Annotated in this window: 15 protein-coding genes; 10 read left to right on the top strand and 5 right to left on the bottom strand. The window is 65.4% G+C overall.

Going from position 1 to position 15,231, the window contains the following annotated elements; genetic code table 11:
- The first annotated feature begins 93 nt into the window (after positions 1 to 93).
- Together AC3ISA_RS15355 and AC3ISA_RS15350 are read left to right on the top strand one after the other, a co-directional pair.
- The gene (locus AC3ISA_RS15355) at positions 94 to 1,173 is read left to right on the top strand and encodes an amino acid ABC transporter substrate-binding protein (protein ID WP_489178562.1); all 1,080 of its coding nucleotides are present in this window, start codon (positions 94 to 96) and stop codon (positions 1,171 to 1,173) included.
- A 34-nt stretch (positions 1,174 to 1,207) separates the two neighbouring features.
- Complete coding sequence (locus AC3ISA_RS15350) at positions 1,208 to 2,530, top strand: dicarboxylate/amino acid:cation symporter (protein WP_489178561.1); 1,323 nt, start codon at positions 1,208 to 1,210, stop codon at positions 2,528 to 2,530.
- A 3-nt stretch (positions 2,531 to 2,533) separates the two neighbouring features.
- On the opposite strand, the gene sseA is transcribed toward AC3ISA_RS15350, so the two are convergent.
- The 3 genes from sseA to AC3ISA_RS15335 are packed head-to-tail and all read right to left on the bottom strand — an operon-like array spanning position 2,534 to position 6,048.
- Positions 2,534 to 3,358, bottom strand: a complete 825-nt coding sequence (sseA, locus tag AC3ISA_RS15345; RefSeq protein WP_489178560.1) for a 3-mercaptopyruvate sulfurtransferase — start codon at positions 3,356 to 3,358, stop codon at positions 2,534 to 2,536.
- Entirely contained in the window at positions 3,355 to 4,575 is a 1,221-nt protein-coding gene (locus AC3ISA_RS15340) for a class I SAM-dependent methyltransferase (RefSeq protein ID WP_489178559.1), read from the bottom strand. Before AC3ISA_RS15340 ends, sseA begins: the two co-directional genes overlap by 4 nt.
- A gap of 18 nt (positions 4,576 to 4,593) precedes the next feature.
- Positions 4,594 to 6,048 carry a cryptochrome/photolyase family protein gene (locus tag AC3ISA_RS15335; RefSeq protein ID WP_489178558.1) on the bottom strand — a complete coding sequence of 485 codons (1,455 nt, stop codon included), beginning with the start codon at positions 6,046 to 6,048 and terminating at the stop codon, positions 4,594 to 4,596.
- A gap of 112 nt (positions 6,049 to 6,160) precedes the next feature.
- On the opposite strand from AC3ISA_RS15335, the gene kdsA reads away from it, so the two are divergent.
- From kdsA to AC3ISA_RS15300, 7 genes are all read left to right on the top strand, one after another.
- A complete protein-coding gene (kdsA, locus tag AC3ISA_RS15330; protein WP_372693739.1) occupies positions 6,161 to 7,039 on the top strand; it encodes a 3-deoxy-8-phosphooctulonate synthase in 879 nt (292 codons plus the stop codon).
- An 18-nt stretch (positions 7,040 to 7,057) separates the two neighbouring features.
- Positions 7,058 to 8,515 (top strand): D-glycero-beta-D-manno-heptose 1-phosphate adenylyltransferase, encoded by a 1,458-nt coding sequence (gene rfaE2 / locus AC3ISA_RS15325; RefSeq protein WP_489178557.1) that lies wholly within the window; start codon positions 7,058 to 7,060, stop codon positions 8,513 to 8,515.
- Positions 8,512 to 9,513, top strand: coding sequence for an ADP-glyceromanno-heptose 6-epimerase (gene rfaD, locus AC3ISA_RS15320; RefSeq protein ID WP_489178556.1), 1,002 nt, complete (start codon positions 8,512 to 8,514; stop codon positions 9,511 to 9,513). Before rfaE2 ends, rfaD begins: the two co-directional genes overlap by 4 nt.
- Complete coding sequence (locus tag AC3ISA_RS15315; RefSeq protein ID WP_489178555.1) at positions 9,513 to 10,604, top strand: DUF3089 domain-containing protein; 1,092 nt, start codon at positions 9,513 to 9,515, stop codon at positions 10,602 to 10,604. Before rfaD ends, AC3ISA_RS15315 begins: the two co-directional genes overlap by 1 nt.
- Before the next feature lie 76 nt (positions 10,605 to 10,680).
- A complete protein-coding gene (locus tag AC3ISA_RS15310; RefSeq protein WP_489178554.1) occupies positions 10,681 to 11,676 on the top strand; it encodes an SPFH domain-containing protein in 996 nt (331 codons plus the stop codon).
- A gap of 17 nt (positions 11,677 to 11,693) precedes the next feature.
- Complete coding sequence (locus AC3ISA_RS15305) at positions 11,694 to 12,152, top strand: NfeD family protein (protein ID WP_489178553.1); 459 nt, start codon at positions 11,694 to 11,696, stop codon at positions 12,150 to 12,152.
- A 31-nt stretch (positions 12,153 to 12,183) separates the two neighbouring features.
- Entirely contained in the window at positions 12,184 to 13,581 is a 1,398-nt protein-coding gene (locus AC3ISA_RS15300) for an MFS transporter (protein ID WP_489178552.1), read from the top strand.
- Positions 13,582 to 13,594: 13 nt separating this feature from the next.
- On the opposite strand, the gene AC3ISA_RS15295 is transcribed toward AC3ISA_RS15300, so the two are convergent.
- Together AC3ISA_RS15295 and rnhA are read right to left on the bottom strand one after the other, a co-directional pair.
- A protein-coding gene (locus AC3ISA_RS15295) for an IS5 family transposase (protein ID WP_489180069.1) occupies positions 13,595 to 14,361 on the bottom strand; the annotation gives its coding sequence in 2 pieces (ribosomal slippage) (positions 13,595 to 14,010 and positions 14,010 to 14,361; 768 coding nt in all).
- 81 nt (positions 14,362 to 14,442) lie between these two features.
- Entirely contained in the window at positions 14,443 to 14,895 is a 453-nt protein-coding gene (gene rnhA / locus AC3ISA_RS15290) for a ribonuclease HI (protein ID WP_489178551.1), read from the bottom strand.
- A 110-nt stretch (positions 14,896 to 15,005) separates the two neighbouring features.
- On the opposite strand from rnhA, the gene AC3ISA_RS15285 reads away from it, so the two are divergent.
- The gene (locus AC3ISA_RS15285) at positions 15,006 to 15,224 is read left to right on the top strand and encodes a twin-arginine translocase TatA/TatE family subunit (protein ID WP_489178550.1); all 219 of its coding nucleotides are present in this window, start codon (positions 15,006 to 15,008) and stop codon (positions 15,222 to 15,224) included.
- Positions 15,225 to 15,231: the final 7 nt, after the last annotated feature.

Raw genomic sequence — 15,231 nt, 5'->3', positions numbered from 1 at the left:
ATGGGTTGCGGAAGGGTTGCGGATCGGGGCCTAAAGGCCTCTAAAGCCAGCGGGGCGCAAGCGGCGAGGGATTGGAACGCGATGCGGTGCTGGATGATCGGAGCGATGGCGGCGGTGCTGCTGACGGCCGCGTGCGGGCGGCAGGACGCCGATCCGACGCCTGAGAAGACAGTTGTTGCGTCGACCACGACCACGCCAAGCGCCGTCCCCGAAAGCCAGACCCTGGCGGCGATCAAGCGGCGGGGACGCCTGAACTGCGGCGTCCATCAGGGACTGGTCGGGTTCGCCTATACGGACAATCGCGGTCAGTGGCGGGGATTCGACGTGGACTTCTGTCGCGCCACGGCGGCAGCCGTGCTGGGCGATGCCAATGCCGTGCGGTTCGTGCCCTTGTCGGCGTCGGATCGGTTCGCGGCGCTGAACGACGGCCGGATTGACGTGCTGTGGCGCAACTCGTCCTGGACCATGAGCCGAGATGCCGGCGAGGGGTTCGTCTTCGCCGGGATCAACTATTATGACGGCCAGGGCTTCCTAGTTCGGCGCGCGCTGAACCTGAACAGCGCGACCGAGCTGAACGGGGCGCGGGTGTGCGTGCAGTCCGGCTCCACCTCGCAAGCCAACGCCGCCGATTATTTCCGCTCGCGCGGCGTGGAATATCGGCCTGTCATCTTCGAAACCGAAGAGGCGGCGCGCGACGCCTATGGCCGCGAAGACTGCGACGCCTTCAGCGCCGACATCTCCGCCCTGGCCGCCGCGCGGACCATTCTAACCAACCCCAACGAACATGTGATCCTGTCGGATGTGGTGTCCAAGGAGCCGCTGGGACCGGTCGTCAAGGCGGGCGACGAACGATGGGCTTCGACGGTGCGATGGACCCTGAATGCCCTGATGTTGGCCGAGGAGCTGGGGGTCACGGAGGTCAATGTCGAGTCGCAGGCGAAGACTGCGACTGACCCGCGCGTGCGCCGTTTGCTGGGCGTCGAGGGCGAGTTCGGACCCATGCTGGGCTTGTCCAAGACCTGGGCCAGGGACGCCGTCGGGGCGGTCGGCAATTACGGCGAGATTTTTGAGCGGAATCTGGGGTCGCAATCGGCGCTCGACCTGGCGCGCGGTTTGAACGCACAATGGAACGCGCGCCCGGCTGGCTTGATCTATGGTCTGCCGATCCGATAAGCGCCGACGCTTGTATCGCTTCCTTGGGGGATAGATGACCGAGACGAAACGTGGCGGCCTCGCGCTGCACTGGCTGATGCTGATCGGTTTCGCCGTGGGTCTGGGCGGCGGTCTCCTCGTCAATCTGACGCTGGGCGCCGACACGGGGTGGGTCGTCTGGTTGACGGACAACGTAACAGGGCCGCTGGGTCAGATCTTCCTGCGCCTGCTGTTCATGATGGTCATCCCCCTGCTGTTCTCGGCCCTGGTGGTCGGGGTGGCGGAGATGGGCGATCTCAGCTCGCTGGGACGCGCGGGGATCAAGACCCTGGTGCTGACCATACTGGTGTCCAGCATCGCTGTGGTGATCGGCCTGGTCATGGTCAACGTGTTCCAACCCGGACGGGGCGTCGATCCCGTGCTGGCGCAACAGCTGCTGGAGCAGGGCCGCGATGGCGCGGCCGGCATCGTGCGCGGGGCGCCCGAAACCATCCAGCTTGGCGACTTCTTCCTGGAGCTGATTCCGTCGAACGTCTTCACGGCCGCAGCCGAGAACCAGATCCTGCCGGTGATGGTGTTCGCCCTGTTCTTCGGCATCGGCCTGGTGATGGCCAAGTCGCCCGCCACCGACCGACTTCAGCAGGTAATCGAGGGCATGTTCGAAGTCACGATGAAGCTGATCAACCTCTTCATCAAACTGGCCCCCATCGCCATCGCCTGCCTGATGTTCAACCTGGCGGCTCTGTTCGGATGGGATCTGCTGGTGCGGCTGGCAGCCTATGTGGGTGTCGCCGTGGGCGCCATGGCGATCCATATGTTCGTGGTCTATCCGCTGGTGATCTGGATCCTGGGCGGGCGCTCGCCCATCGCCTTCTTCAAGGGCGTGCGTGAGCCGATGGTGGTGGCCTTCTCGACCGCCTCGTCCAACGCCTCGCTGCCGGTGTCGCTGAAAGCAGCCGAGGAAGAGCTGAAGCTGCCGCGCAAGATCGCGCGTTTCGTGCTGACGGTCGGCGCCACCGCCAACCAGAACGGCACGGCCCTGTTCGAGGGGGTGACGGTTCTGTTCCTGGCCCAATTCTTCGGCGTCGATCTGACCATCACCCAGCAGGTCATCGTCATGCTGGTCTGCATACTGGGCGGGATCGGCACGGCGGGTGTGCCGGCCGGATCGCTGCCGGTGGTGGCCATGATCCTGGTGATGGTGAAGGTGCCGCCGGAGGGGATCGGCCTGATCCTGGGCGTCGATCGTTTCCTGGACATGTGCCGCACGACCCTGAACGTCACCGGCGATCTGGTGCTGGCGACCGTGGTCTCGCGTGGCGAAGAGGACGACGCCCTCGAAGCCGACGATGTCGTTCCCGTGGCGTCGCCGGTCTGACCCTCAGCCGGTTTCGACCGGGGTGTCCGAGCGGGCGCCCCATTCGGACCATGAACCGTCGTATAGTTTTGACGGTCGGTCCAGTTCTGCCAAGCCCAGGGTCAGGATGGCGGCGGTGACGCCGGAGCCGCATGTGGTGACGATGGGCCGGTCTATGTCCACGCCAGCCTCGACGAAGGCTTGTGCCAAGGCCGCACCGCGCTTCATCGTGCCGTTCTCGTTCAGCAGGCGGCCGTAGGGCAAGTTGAGCGCGCCCGGCATATGACCGCTGCGCACGCCAGGGCGGGGTTCGGCGGCCTGACCGCTGAACCGAGGGGCACCACGCGCATCGACGACCTGAACCCCTTGGGCCAAGGCATCGCGGACATCATCGAGCGAGGCGATTGCCTCACCGGAATCTGCGGCCTCGAAGCTGGTCGTAACGGCTTTCGACCCGCCGGTCTGCACCGGTCGGCCCTGCGCCAGCCAACGCGGGAGGCCGCCGTCCAGCACTTGAACCTGCTTGGCGCCCATCGTCTTCAGCATCCACCAGACGCGGGCCGCCGAGAACAGGCCGGCCGTGTCATAGACGACGATCCGGTCGTCGCTGCCGATTCCAAGAACGCCGACTGAGGCCGCGAACGATTGCGGCGACGGCATCATGTGGGGCAGGGGGCTGTCGCGGTCGGACACGGCATCCAGATCAAAGAAAACCGCGCCGGGAATGTGGGTCCGCTCAAAGTCGGCACGCGCGTCCCGGCCGTCCAGATGCCAACTGCCATCCACGATGCGTAGGCCGGGCTCGTCCAAACGAATGGCGAGATCTTCGGTGGAAATCAAAAAGCTCATGGTCGGGACAGGGCCAGTTGGATGACGTCGGTGCGGCCGGATCGGAACCCGGCTTCGCAATAGGCGAGATAGAAGCGCCATAGCCGCCGGAAACGCTCGTCGAAACCGGGAATCCTGCTGATTTCGGACCAACTTGCCTGAAAGCGCTCGTCCCAGCGTTTCAGAGTGGAAGCATAGTCGAGACCGAACCGCTCGACGGCCTGCCATGACAGGCCTGCCGCCGAAGTTACGGGCGCCAGTCTCTCCTCCGACGGCAGCATGCCGCCAGGGAAGACATATTTTTGGATGAAGTCGGTGCGGGCGTTGTATTCCTCGAACAGGACATCCTGGATAGTGATGATCTGCAGCCCCGCGACACCGCCCGGCTTGAGGACATCGCGGACCTTGTCGAAATAGGCGGGCCAATATTCCTTGCCGACCGCCTCGAACATTTCGATGGAGGCGACGCGGTCGAACTGGCCCTGGACGTCGCGATAATCGACCAGCTCGATCCTCGCCTTGTCCGCCAGACCCGCATTGAACAGCCGTTGTTGCGCGAAGTCGTGCTGCTCCTTGGAGATGGTGATGCCGGTGACGTTCGCGCCAATCTCGCGCGCGGCGAACTCGGCGAAACCGCCCCACCCGCAGCCGATCTCCAAGACCGACATGCCGGGCTTAATGTCCATCATACGGGCCAGGCTGGCGTATTTCTCGCGCTGGCCTGCTTCCAGCGTCTCGTCCTCGCGACTGAAACGCGCCGACGAATAGGTCATCGAGGTGTCCAGCCAGTTCAGATAGAAGGCGTTGCCCAGGTCGTAATGGGCGTGGATGTTCTTTTTCGACCCTGTGCGGCTGTTGCGGTTGCTGCGGTGCGACAACCAGTTGACCGCCATCATCAGCCAGTTGCCGTCGAACAGGCGGCGGATGTGGTCGTAATTATCGACCAGAGTCTCCAGCAGGGCGGGCAGATGCGGGCTGTCCCATTCGCCAGCCATATAGCCCTCGGCGAACCCGATGTCGCCGGCGGCCAGGACGCGGCGCGCGAAGCCGTAATCCTTGACGTGCATCACGCCGCTGGGGCCGGGCTGTCTGCCTTCCAGCACATGGGCCTCGCCGTTGGGCAGATGCACCGTCAGGCGCCCGAAGGTCCAGTTGGAGGCAAGCAGGCGGAGCAGCATCCCAAAGACGCGGGGCGTCCGGGCGGCGGCGGCCTCCAGGTCGGTCGTGGCGAGACTCATGATGAACCTTTCTACGCGTCAATCACGGTCGGTCGTGTCGTCGCCGCGTCCCGACACCGTCTTGAGGGCGTCGAGGGCGCGGGCGCGAGCTTGGCCATGATCCAAGATGGGGTGGGGATAGTCCTTGCCAAGCCTGACGCCGGCGTCGCGCAGCACCTCGGCCGGAGCGGTCCAGGGGGCCTGGAGCCAGCGGTCGGGCAGGGCGCGCAGTTCGGGAACCCAGCGGCGGACATAGCCGCCCTTGGCGTCGAACTTCTCGCCCTGGGCGATAGGATTGAAGATGCGGAAATACGGCGAGGCGTCGGCGCCGGACCCGGCGACCCACTGCCAGTTCTGCACATTGCTGGCCAGATCGGCATCGACCAGCGTGTCCCAGAACCAGGCCTCTCCCTCGCGCCAGTCGACCAGCAGATGTTTGACCAGGAAAGAGGCGACGACCATCCGCACGCGATTGTGCATCCAGCCGGTTGCCCACAGTTGTCGCATCCCGGCATCGACCAGGGGATAGCCGGTGCGGCCGCGCTTCCAGGCTTCCAGTCCCTCGGGATCGTCACGCCAGGGCATGGCGTCATACTCGGGCCGAAAGGCGCCCTCGGGCATGGTCGGGAAATGGTGGAGCAGGTGGGCGGAGAAATCGCGCCAACCGATCTCGGCGACGAATTTCTCGGCCTCTGTGGCTGAGACCTTGCCGGTCTCTGCCGCGTCACGCGCGCGTTCGACAGCGCGCCACGGACTGATCTCGCCCCAATGCAGGTGTGGCGACAGGCGGCTAGTGGCCGGACGGTCGGGATAGTCGCGGCCGACGGCGTAGGTCTTCAGCCCATGGGCGATGAAGTCGGACAGGGCGGCCGAGGCGCCGTCTTCGCCCGCCGTCCAGTCGAAGCCTTTGGACCAGTCTGGTCCTGTGGGATGCAGTTTCCAGTCGTCGATCGATTCGCTCTCGACGGCGGACGGCGTGTCGATTACGCGCGGACCGGTCGTGTGAGCGGGCGGCTCCGACTTGGCCAGAAGCGCCTTCAGGAATGGGGTGAAGACCTTGTAGGGACCGCCCGTGCCGTTCAGCACGGCGCCAGGCCGGCACAGCAGGGAACCGTTGAAGCCCCGGCAGTCGATGGCGTCGGCTTTCAGCGCATGGGCGATTTCGGCGTCGCGTTCGAACGCCTGCGGTTCGAACAGCCGGTTCATGAAGACCACGTCGGCGTCGGTCTCGTCGATCAGGCTCTGGAGCTGGACCAGCGAATCGCCGCTGCGCAAAATCAACCGCGAACCCCGCGCCTGAAGCGTCGCGTCGAGCGCCCTCAGCGACTTGTCGAGCCACCACAGCGATGCCGCGCCAGTGGGTCGGTCGGGGCTCTGATCCAGGATGAAGACCGGAAGGATCGGCCGTCCGGTCTCGGCGGCCTGGTTCAGGGCAGGGTTGTCGTGCAGGCGCAGGTCGCGGCGGAACCAGAGGATGACAGGCTTGGTGGCCACGCGGGCGAACTCCGTGATAACTTGCGCTCAACCGTTCAGAGCGCCACCTGATGGCCCAATAGCTGCGGCAAACGCCGCCTCTACAACACCCGAACTTCGAAAGAGCCGCCCCGTGAGCCGACCCAACGCTGTCATTACGTTGTCCGAAGGTCTTCGGACGCCTGTCGTCATCGGGGGCGGTGCAAGAATCGCCTTCATCGCCGGTCCCTGCCAGATGGAGAGCCGTCAGCACGCACTGGAAACGGCCCATGCGCTGAAGGAAATCGGCGAGCGGCTGAACGTCGGGATCATCTACAAGACCAGTTTCGACAAGGCGAACCGAACCAGCGCCAGCGCCGCGCGCGGTATCGGCCTGAAGGAGGCCATGCCGATCTTCGCCGAGATTCGCGAGGTGACGGGCCTGCCTACCCTGACCGACGTCCACTCTGAGGCCCAGTGCGGTCCGGTGGGCGAGGTTGTCGATGTGCTGCAGATTCCGGCCTTCCTCAGCCGCCAGACCGACCTGCTGCTGGCCGCTGCCGCGACCGGCAAGGCGATCAACATCAAGAAGGGTCAGTTCCTGGCCCCCTGGGACATGAAGAACGTCATCGCCAAGGTGGTCGGGGCGGGCAATCCCAACGTCATGGCCTGCGAGCGGGGCGCCAGCTTCGGCTACAATACCCTGGTCAGCGACATGCGGGCGCTGCCGGTTCTGCGTGAGATAGGCTGCCCCGTCGTGTTCGACGCGACCCACAGCGTCCAGCAGCCGGGCGGGCAGGGCACGTCCTCGGGCGGCCAGCGCGAGTTCGTGCCGGTCCTGGCGCGCGCCGCCGTCTCGGTCGGGGTGGACGCCGTCTTCGTGGAGACGCACCCGGACCCGGACAATGCGCCGTCAGACGGTCCCAACATGGTGCCGCTGGACCAGTTCGAGGCCCTGGCTGCGCAGCTGATCGCCTTCGACGACTTGGCCATCAAGATCGGGGCCAAGGCGCCGGTGGCGCAGGCCGCCTGAATCCTCTAGGTCGGACCCATGTCTGACACCCTGGACCTGGGCGCCCTGCAAAGCCTGCTGGAGCGCGTGCGCGGCCTGAAGATCGCCTGCGTCGGCGATCTGATGCTGGACCGCTACGTCTATGGCGAGGTCAGCCGCATCTCGCCCGAGGCGCCGATCCCTGTGCTGCGCGCCGCCCGCACCGTCGCCATGCCGGGCGGCGTCGGCAATGTGGCGCGCAACATCGCGGCCTTGGGCGGTGTGGCCCGTCTGGGCGCCGTGGTCGGGGATGATGCGGCGGGCGCTGAGCTGACCGCTCTGATCGCCGCCGAGCCGCGTATCGAGGACGCCCTGGCCCGTCCCGCAGGGGCTGCGACCATCGTCAAGACGCGGTTCGTCTCGGCGGGGCAGCAGTTGTTGCGGTTGGACGACGAAGCTGCACCAGTTTCTATCTATAATTCCAACGCGTTTACGGGTGCTTCCGTCTATCTTTTGTCTGACTATGCCAAGGGCGTGGTCGGCGACGCGCTGATCGGTTCGGCCTTGGCTGCGGCGAAGGCGTCAGGCGCGCCGGTCGTGGTCGATCCCAAGGGACGAGACTTCGCCCGCTATGGGGCGGTCGATGTGATCAAGCCCAACGCTTCGGAACTGGCCGGCGCTACGGGCCTCCCAGTCGGGACGGACGCCGAGGTCGAAACGGCGCTGAAGGCGCTGCTGGCCGGCACGACCTCAAAGGCCGTGATCGTGACGCGCGCGGGCAAGGGCATGAGCCTGGCTCGGCGCGGGGAATCTGTGAAGCATTTCCCTGGACGGGCCCGCGAGGTGTTCGACGTCTCGGGCGCCGGGGATACCTGTCTGGCCGCCATAGGCCTGGCCCTGGGCGCTGGGGCGTCGCTGGAGACCGCGGTCGAGTTCGCCATCCTGGCCTCGGGCGTGGTGGTCGGGAAGGCCGGGACGGCCGTGGTCACGCCGGCCGAACTGATCGAGGCCGAACTGAGCCAACATGCGACGGCCGCCGTCGCCAAGGTGACGCCGCTGGACGAGCTGGCGGCCGAGGTCGAGGCCTGGCGGCGTCAGGGGCTGAAGGTCGGCTTCACCAACGGATGTTTCGACATTCTGCACCGGGGCCATGTCGCCTATCTGGCCCAGGCGCGCAGCTGGTGCGACCGGTTGGTGGTGGCGCTGAACACCGACGCCTCGGTCAAGCGGCTGAAAGGCGATGGCCGGCCGGTCAACGATCTGGACAGCCGGGCGGTCGTCATCGGTGGCCTGGCCAGCGTTGACCGCGTGACCAGTTTCGACGATCCCACGCCGGTCGCCTTGATCGAACGGCTGAGACCCGATGTGCTGATCAAGGGCTCGGATTATACCCGCGAGGGCGTGGTCGGCGGCGATCTGGTCGAGAGCTGGGGCGGCGAGGTCAGGCTGGCCGATTTCAAAGATGGATATTCGACTACTCGGACGATCGAGAAGATGACCACAGGACCCCAGCAATGACGCCTCGCATGATCGTCGTCACCGGCGGCGCCGGCTTCATCGGCTCGAACATCGTGGCGCGGCTGACGGCCGAGACGGCCTATGACGTCGTGGTCTGCGACCGGCTGGAGACGGCCGATCTGGCCAAGTGGAAGAACGTAGCCAAACATGCCATCGCCGACTTCTGGTCGCCCGAGGAACTGTTCGAACAGTTGGAGCGTCACGCCGAGCGGATCGAGGCCGTGGTGCATATGGGCGCTATCTCCTCGACGACCGAGCCGGACGCCGACCTGATCCTGCGCACCAACTTCACCTTGTCGCGTGACCTGTGGGACTGGTGCACGATCCGAGACGCGCGGATGATCTATGCCTCGTCAGCAGCGACCTACGGCGACGGCGAGACGGGCTTCAACGACGACTACGATGCGGAGTCTCTGTCGAAGCTTCGGCCGCTAAACGCCTATGGCTATTCGAAAATGCTGTTCGATCAGCATGCCGTGCGCCAGGCGGATCGCGGCCAGGCGCCTCGCCAGTGGGCCGGACTGAAGTTCTTCAACGTCTATGGGCCGAACGAGGGTCACAAGGGCGGGATGAAGTCGGTCGTGGCCCAGATCTGGCCCCAGGTCGAGGCGGGCGAGGCGGTCAGCCTGTTCCGGTCGCACAATCCGAACTATCCCGATGGCGGCCAGCTGCGCGACTTCGTCTATATCGACGACGTGGTCGATATCATCGAGTTCCTGCTGCAATCGCCCGAAGTGTCCGGCATCTTCAACGCCGGCTCCGGTCAGGCGCGGTCGTTCGCCGATCTGGCGCGCGCCACCTTCGCCGCCGCCGGCAAGGAGCCGTCGATCGAATATATCGACATGCCCGAGGTCATTCGCGACCGGTACCAGTATTTCACCGAAGCCCGGATGGACCGGATTCGGGCCGCCGGGTTCGAGGGCCAGTCCACGCCGCTGGAAGAGGGCGTGCGACGCTACGTGCAGGACTTTCTCTCCACCTTTGATCCCTACCGCTGATGCGCCGGCTGACCTTCAGGCAATGGGTCGGCTATGCGGGCTTCGCCGCCGTCTTCGTCCTAACCGCCGCCGTGGCGGTCTGGAGCGGAGATATCCTGCGGGCGGGGTTAGACCCCCAGGTGCCGTTCCAGACCTATCAGCCGCCGCCCGCGCCGGATTATCGATCGGCGTCGTCCTGGGCGTTGATGGACGAAGGCGCGCCGGACCGCGCGTCGGTCTTCTTCGTCATGCCGACCACCTTCGACGGCGGCGCGGAGTGGAACGGCCCCATCGATGATGCACGGGCGAACGCCTATCTTCGTCGCGTCGTCCTGCCGAACTATGCCTCGCCGTTTGCTCGGGAAGGCAAGGTCAGCGCGCCGCTTTATCGCCAGGCCAGCCTCTATACGCGGCTGACCCTGCGCGACGATGCGCGTGAGGCGCGGGCCTTCGCCTATGGGGATGTGAAGGCGGCATTCGCGATTTGGCTACGCAATCACCAGACCGGTCCGATCGTGATCGCCGGGGTCGAGCAGGGCGGCGAATTGTCCGCGCTACTGGTGCGCGACGCGCTTCGCTCCGATCCGAAGCTCAAGGATCGGCTGGTTGCGGCCTATCTGATCGAGACCTTGGTCAGTCGCGAGATGTTCCAGCAGAGGGTCGCGCCCTGCGACGCGTCGGACGAGACAGGCTGTATCGTCGCCTGGTCTTCGGTCGAGGACGGCGACGAACCGGCGGCGCGGCGCAAGCTGCGGCGGGCGTTGGAATGGAACGACCGGGGCGAGCTGGTCGGGCTGACGACCGCGCCGATCTGCGTCAACCCGGTGACCGGAGCGACGCAACAGCCGCGCGCCGAAGCTCGCCAGCACAGCGGGGCGACCAATGCGACGGGGCTGGAGTGGGGGGCGCGCCCAGCCCTGACCGGGCGACTGATTTCGACCGAATGTCGCGGCGGCCTGCTGTGGCATAGCGCACCCGACGCGGACTTTCTGACCGCCGGCGGAAGCTGGGCGGATCGGCGCAAGATCGTCCCCTACAACCTGTTCTACGGCGACATCGAGCGCGACGTCAGCGTCCGGCTGGCGGCCTGGCGGGCCAAGCGCGAACCTTAGCCTCGATCAGCTCGTCCGGTTTCTATGGCGCCGCTCGCGTCCAGCGCGTAGGCTGACCGCCTCAGGGAGGATCTGAATGGACGTTACCACCATATTCGCCGGCGTAGTGTTGCTTCTCGCCATCGTACTCTTGATCAGCGTGATCAAGATCGTGCCGCAAGGGCGTGAATTCACGGTCGAACGTTTCGGCAAATACACCAAGACGCTGAGCCCCGGCATCGGCTTTCTGACCCCTTTCGTGGAGCGGGTCGGCCGTCGCATGAATATGATGGAGCAGGTGCTGGATGTCCCGACGCAGGAGGTCATCACCAAGGACAACGCCATGGTGAAGGTCGACGCGATCGTGTTCATTCAAGTGATGAACGCCTCGGCGGGCGCTTACCGGGTCGAGAATCTTCCTTACGCAATCACCCAGCTCTGCATGACCAACCTGCGAACGGTCGTCGGTTCGATGGAACTGGACGAGGTCCTTTTCCAACGGGACTCGATCAACACGCGATTGCTGACGGTCATCGACGCTGCGACTGAACCGTGGGGCGTCAAGGTCAACAGGATCGAGATCAAGGATCTTACTCCACCTGTCGATATCACGAACGCCATGGCTCGCCAGATGAAGGCGGAGCGCGAAAAGCGCGCAATCATCACGGAAGCAGAGGGCGAAAAGCAGGCCGCGATCGCGCGCGCCGAAGGCGCCAAACAGGCCGCCATTCTTCAGGCCGAAGGCCGCAAGGAAGCCGCTTTCCGCGACGCCGAGGCTCGCGAACGCGAAGCTCAAGCGGAGGCGAAAGCCACCGCCATGGTGTCCGAAGCCATTGCACGCGGCGATGTGAACGCCATCAACTACTTCATCGCCCAGAAGTATGTCGAAGCCTTCGCCGAACTGGCGCGCAGCCCGCAGCAGCGCACCGTCATCGTTCCTGCGGAAATGGGCGCCCTGGTCGGCACCATCGCCGGCATCGGCGAGATGGTCGGCCTGGCCAAGAACCAGAACTCCGGCGACGCTCCGACGCCGCCGATCCGTCCCACACCGCCGCGTCGCCCTGCGGGCGGCGCTGTCCCACCCTCGGCCTGATCGAAGGACGCTGACCTATGATGTCGCTCGCTGATCTCTATACCAGCCAGCCGTTCTGGATCTGGCTGGCTATCGGGGTTCTGCTGCTGGCGGTCGAGGCGATGTTCTCCACCGAATGGCTGCTGTGGCCCGCCGTTTCGGCCGGTGTCGTCGCGGTGATGACGGCTGCGGGCGTGCGGCTGGGTTTGCCCGGTGAGGTAGCCGTCTTCGCCGTTCTCACGGTGATCGCTACGCTTTTGTCTCGTCAACTGATCGCCAAGGCCAACCCTGCCGGTCCCGACATCAACGACCGCGACAGCCGACTGATCGGCCAGCGGGCGCGGGTGGTCGAGGCATTCGTTTCCGGGCGCGGCCGCGTCTTCATCTCGGGCGCCGAATGGCCGGCCGAGGTCGAGGGCGAGGCGCCGGTGGAGGGGCAGGACGTCGTGGTGATGCGCATCACCGGGTCTTTATTGACGGTCCAGTCCCCCGTCTGAAACGACGCGGCCCGAGAGGCGTTCGTCAGGAATGACAGCCAACCAGAACGCCGCTTCGGACGGTCTGCCCACGCCTAGGCGCTATTGGGCCATCGTGTCCATCGGCCTGGGGATCACCCTGGCAGTCCTGGACGGGGCCATCGCCAATGTCGCCCTGCCGTCCATCGCACAGGATCTGCAGGCGTCGTCGGCGGCTTCGATCTGGATCGTCAACGCCTATCAGATCGCCATCGTCGTCGCCCTTCTGCCGCTCGCGTCGCTGGGCGAGATCGTCGGCTATCGACGGGTGTCACAGGCGGGGCTGGCCGTCTTCACCCTGGCGTCCATCGCCTGCGTCTTCGCCAACTCCATCGAGGCGCTGAGCCTTGCTCGCGTGATCCAGGGCTTTGGCGCGGCGGGCATCATGAGCGTGAACGGCGCCTTGGTGCGGTTCACCTATCCACAGAGCCTGCTGGGTCGCGCTGTCGGCATCAACGCCGTTATCGTGTCCTTGGCGGCGGCGGCCGGGCCGACCATCGCAAGCGCCATCCTGTCCGTCGGGCACTGGCGCTGGCTGTTTGCGCTGAACATACCCATCGGGCTGTTGGCCGTGTCGCTGGCCGGGTTCACCTTGCCGCACAATCCGCTGCACAAGCGCAAGCTGAACTGGACCGGGGTGGCGTTGAATGCGGCGGCGTTCGGCCTGGTCATCACCGGGTTGCAATCCTTGGCGCATGGCGAGGCGGCCGTGTTGGGGTTTGGCCTGACTGGGGCAGGATTGGCAGCGGGTGTGCTGCTGATTCGCCACGAGCGGTCGCGGGCGTCGCCTTTGATCCCGCTGGACCTGTTGGCGCGGCCGATGTTCAGCCTGTCGGTGGCGACCTCCATCATTTCCTTCACGGCGCAGATGATGGCCTTCGTGGCCTTGCCTTTCTTCCTTCAGGGATCGCTGCGACTGACGGCGGTCGAGACGGGCCTGTTGATGACGCCCTGGCCGCTGGCGACGATGATCGCGGCGCCTCTGGCCGGCTATCTGTCGGATCGATACTCGGCGGGTGTTCTGGGCGCGATTGGCCTGAGCGTTTTCGCCTGCGGCCTGATGGCTCTCAGTTTCCTGAATGCCGATTCGACGCATTTCGATATCGTGTGGCGAATGGCGGTCTGCGGCGCAGGCTTCGGCTTCTTCCAGTCGCCCAACAACCGCGCCATGCTTTCGGAAGCGCCGAAAGAAAGGGCCGGAGCGGCGGGCGGCACGTTGGGCATGGCGCGCGTGTTGGGCCAGTCACTGGGTGCGGTCGTAGTCGCCTTCCTGCTGTCGGCGGCGCCGATCGGCGGGGTCGGCCACGGATTTCAGATCGCGGCCGTAACGGCCCTGTTCGGCGCGGTCATGAGCGGATCGCGCGTACGGCGTCGTGCGGCCGAGCCGGAAAAAGAAGTCGAAGCCGTCTAGGACGAATCGACATTCACCGCATCCAGAGCATGGAGGCGGCGATGTGGACGAAGGAGAGGTAGTGACGCGCCAGCCTGTCGAACCGTGTGGCGAAGCGTCGGAAGTGCTTGAGCTTGTTAAAGCAGCGCTCGACGCGGTTCCGTAGTTTGTAGATCAGGGGATCGTGCGGGATCGGGGTCTTGCGCGAGCGGGTGGAGGGGATGACCGCCTCGGCTCCGATGCTGGCCAGATAGGCGCGCAGGCTGTTGGCGTCGTAGGCCCGGTCGGCGAGGACGGCGGCGGGTCGATACCCCTCCAGAAGCGCCGGGACGGCGAGAATGTCGTGGCTCTGCCCCGGCGCGATCAGGAAGCGGACCGGCCGTCCCAGCGTGTCGCAGGCCATATGGATCTTGGTCGTCAGTCCACCTCGGGAACGCCCCACAGCCGGATCGAGGCCCCCTTTTTTGAGCCGCTGCCCCGGCCGGTCGTCGCCTGCTGGTGAGCCCGCACCAGGGTCGAGTCGAGCATCAGATACTGGTTGTCCCGATCTTCGACGAGATCGGCGAAGACCTTCTCCCACACCCCGGCCGCTGCCCATCGGCTGAAGCGCTTGTGCGCCGTCTTCCACTTGCCATAGCGCTCGGGCAGGTTCTGCCAGTGCGCGCCAGACCTCAAGACCCACAGCACACCGTTCACGAACAGTCGGTTGTCCGCCCCGGTCCGGCCGGGATCCGAAGTCTTGCCCGGCAACAACGGCGCTATCCGATCCCACTGCGCATCGTCGAGTTCGTAACGCTTCACACCCATCAAAGACCTCCGCCAACACGGAGACCTATGAATCACGCATCAGGACGCTCGGGAATCACTGAATGTCGATTGGGCCTAGCGCCGAGGCAGGTCAGCGACGCCGCGATTCGCCAGCTGGTCCGCGCGCTCGTTCAACTCGTGGCCCGCATGCCCCTTTACCCAGCGCCATTTGACGTCGTGACGCAGGCGGGCGGCGTCCAGGCGCTGCCACAGGTCGGCGTTCTTGACCGGCTTCTTGTCCGCCGTCAGCCAGCCGCGGGCCTTCCAGCCCCGAATCCATTCCGTGATTCCGTGCATGACGTATTTGCTGTCGGTATGCAGTTCGATCTTGCAGGGTCGTTTCAGGGCTTCAAGCGCCATGATGGCGGCCATCAGCTCCATACGGTTGTTGGTGGTGTTGGCTTCGCCGCCCCACAATTCCTTTTCGTGACCGCCGCCGGTTTGGAGCAATGCGCCCCAGCCGCCCGGGCCCGGATTGCCCTTGCAGGCGCCGTCGGTGTGGATGATGACGTGATCGGAGAGACTCATGGTCGCGCAGACCTACAGCGTCCCTTGGCGTGGGGCCATCACTGCGCCTATATGCGGATCGAAGAATAGTGGATGGGATCGGATGACCGGTCCCCGCGAGGAGATTAGCCATGGGCTCCATGAGCATCTGGCATTGGGCCATCGTCATTGTCGTCGTCGCGCTGCTGTTTGGCGGCCGGGGCAAGCTGTCAGGTATCATGGGCGACGCGGCCAAGGGCATTCGCGCGTTCAAGGACGGCCTGAAGGACGAAGACAAGAAAGACGGCCCGCAAGAGGGCGTCAGCTCGCTGCCGCGCACCGAGGCGGAGAAGGAAGAGCTGAAGCGCTAGTCGTCGT

Source organism: Brevundimonas sp. KH_058 (assembly GCF_057838505.1).
Note: the sequence above shows the minus strand (reverse complement) of the source record. Positions and strands in the feature narration are given on the sequence as shown.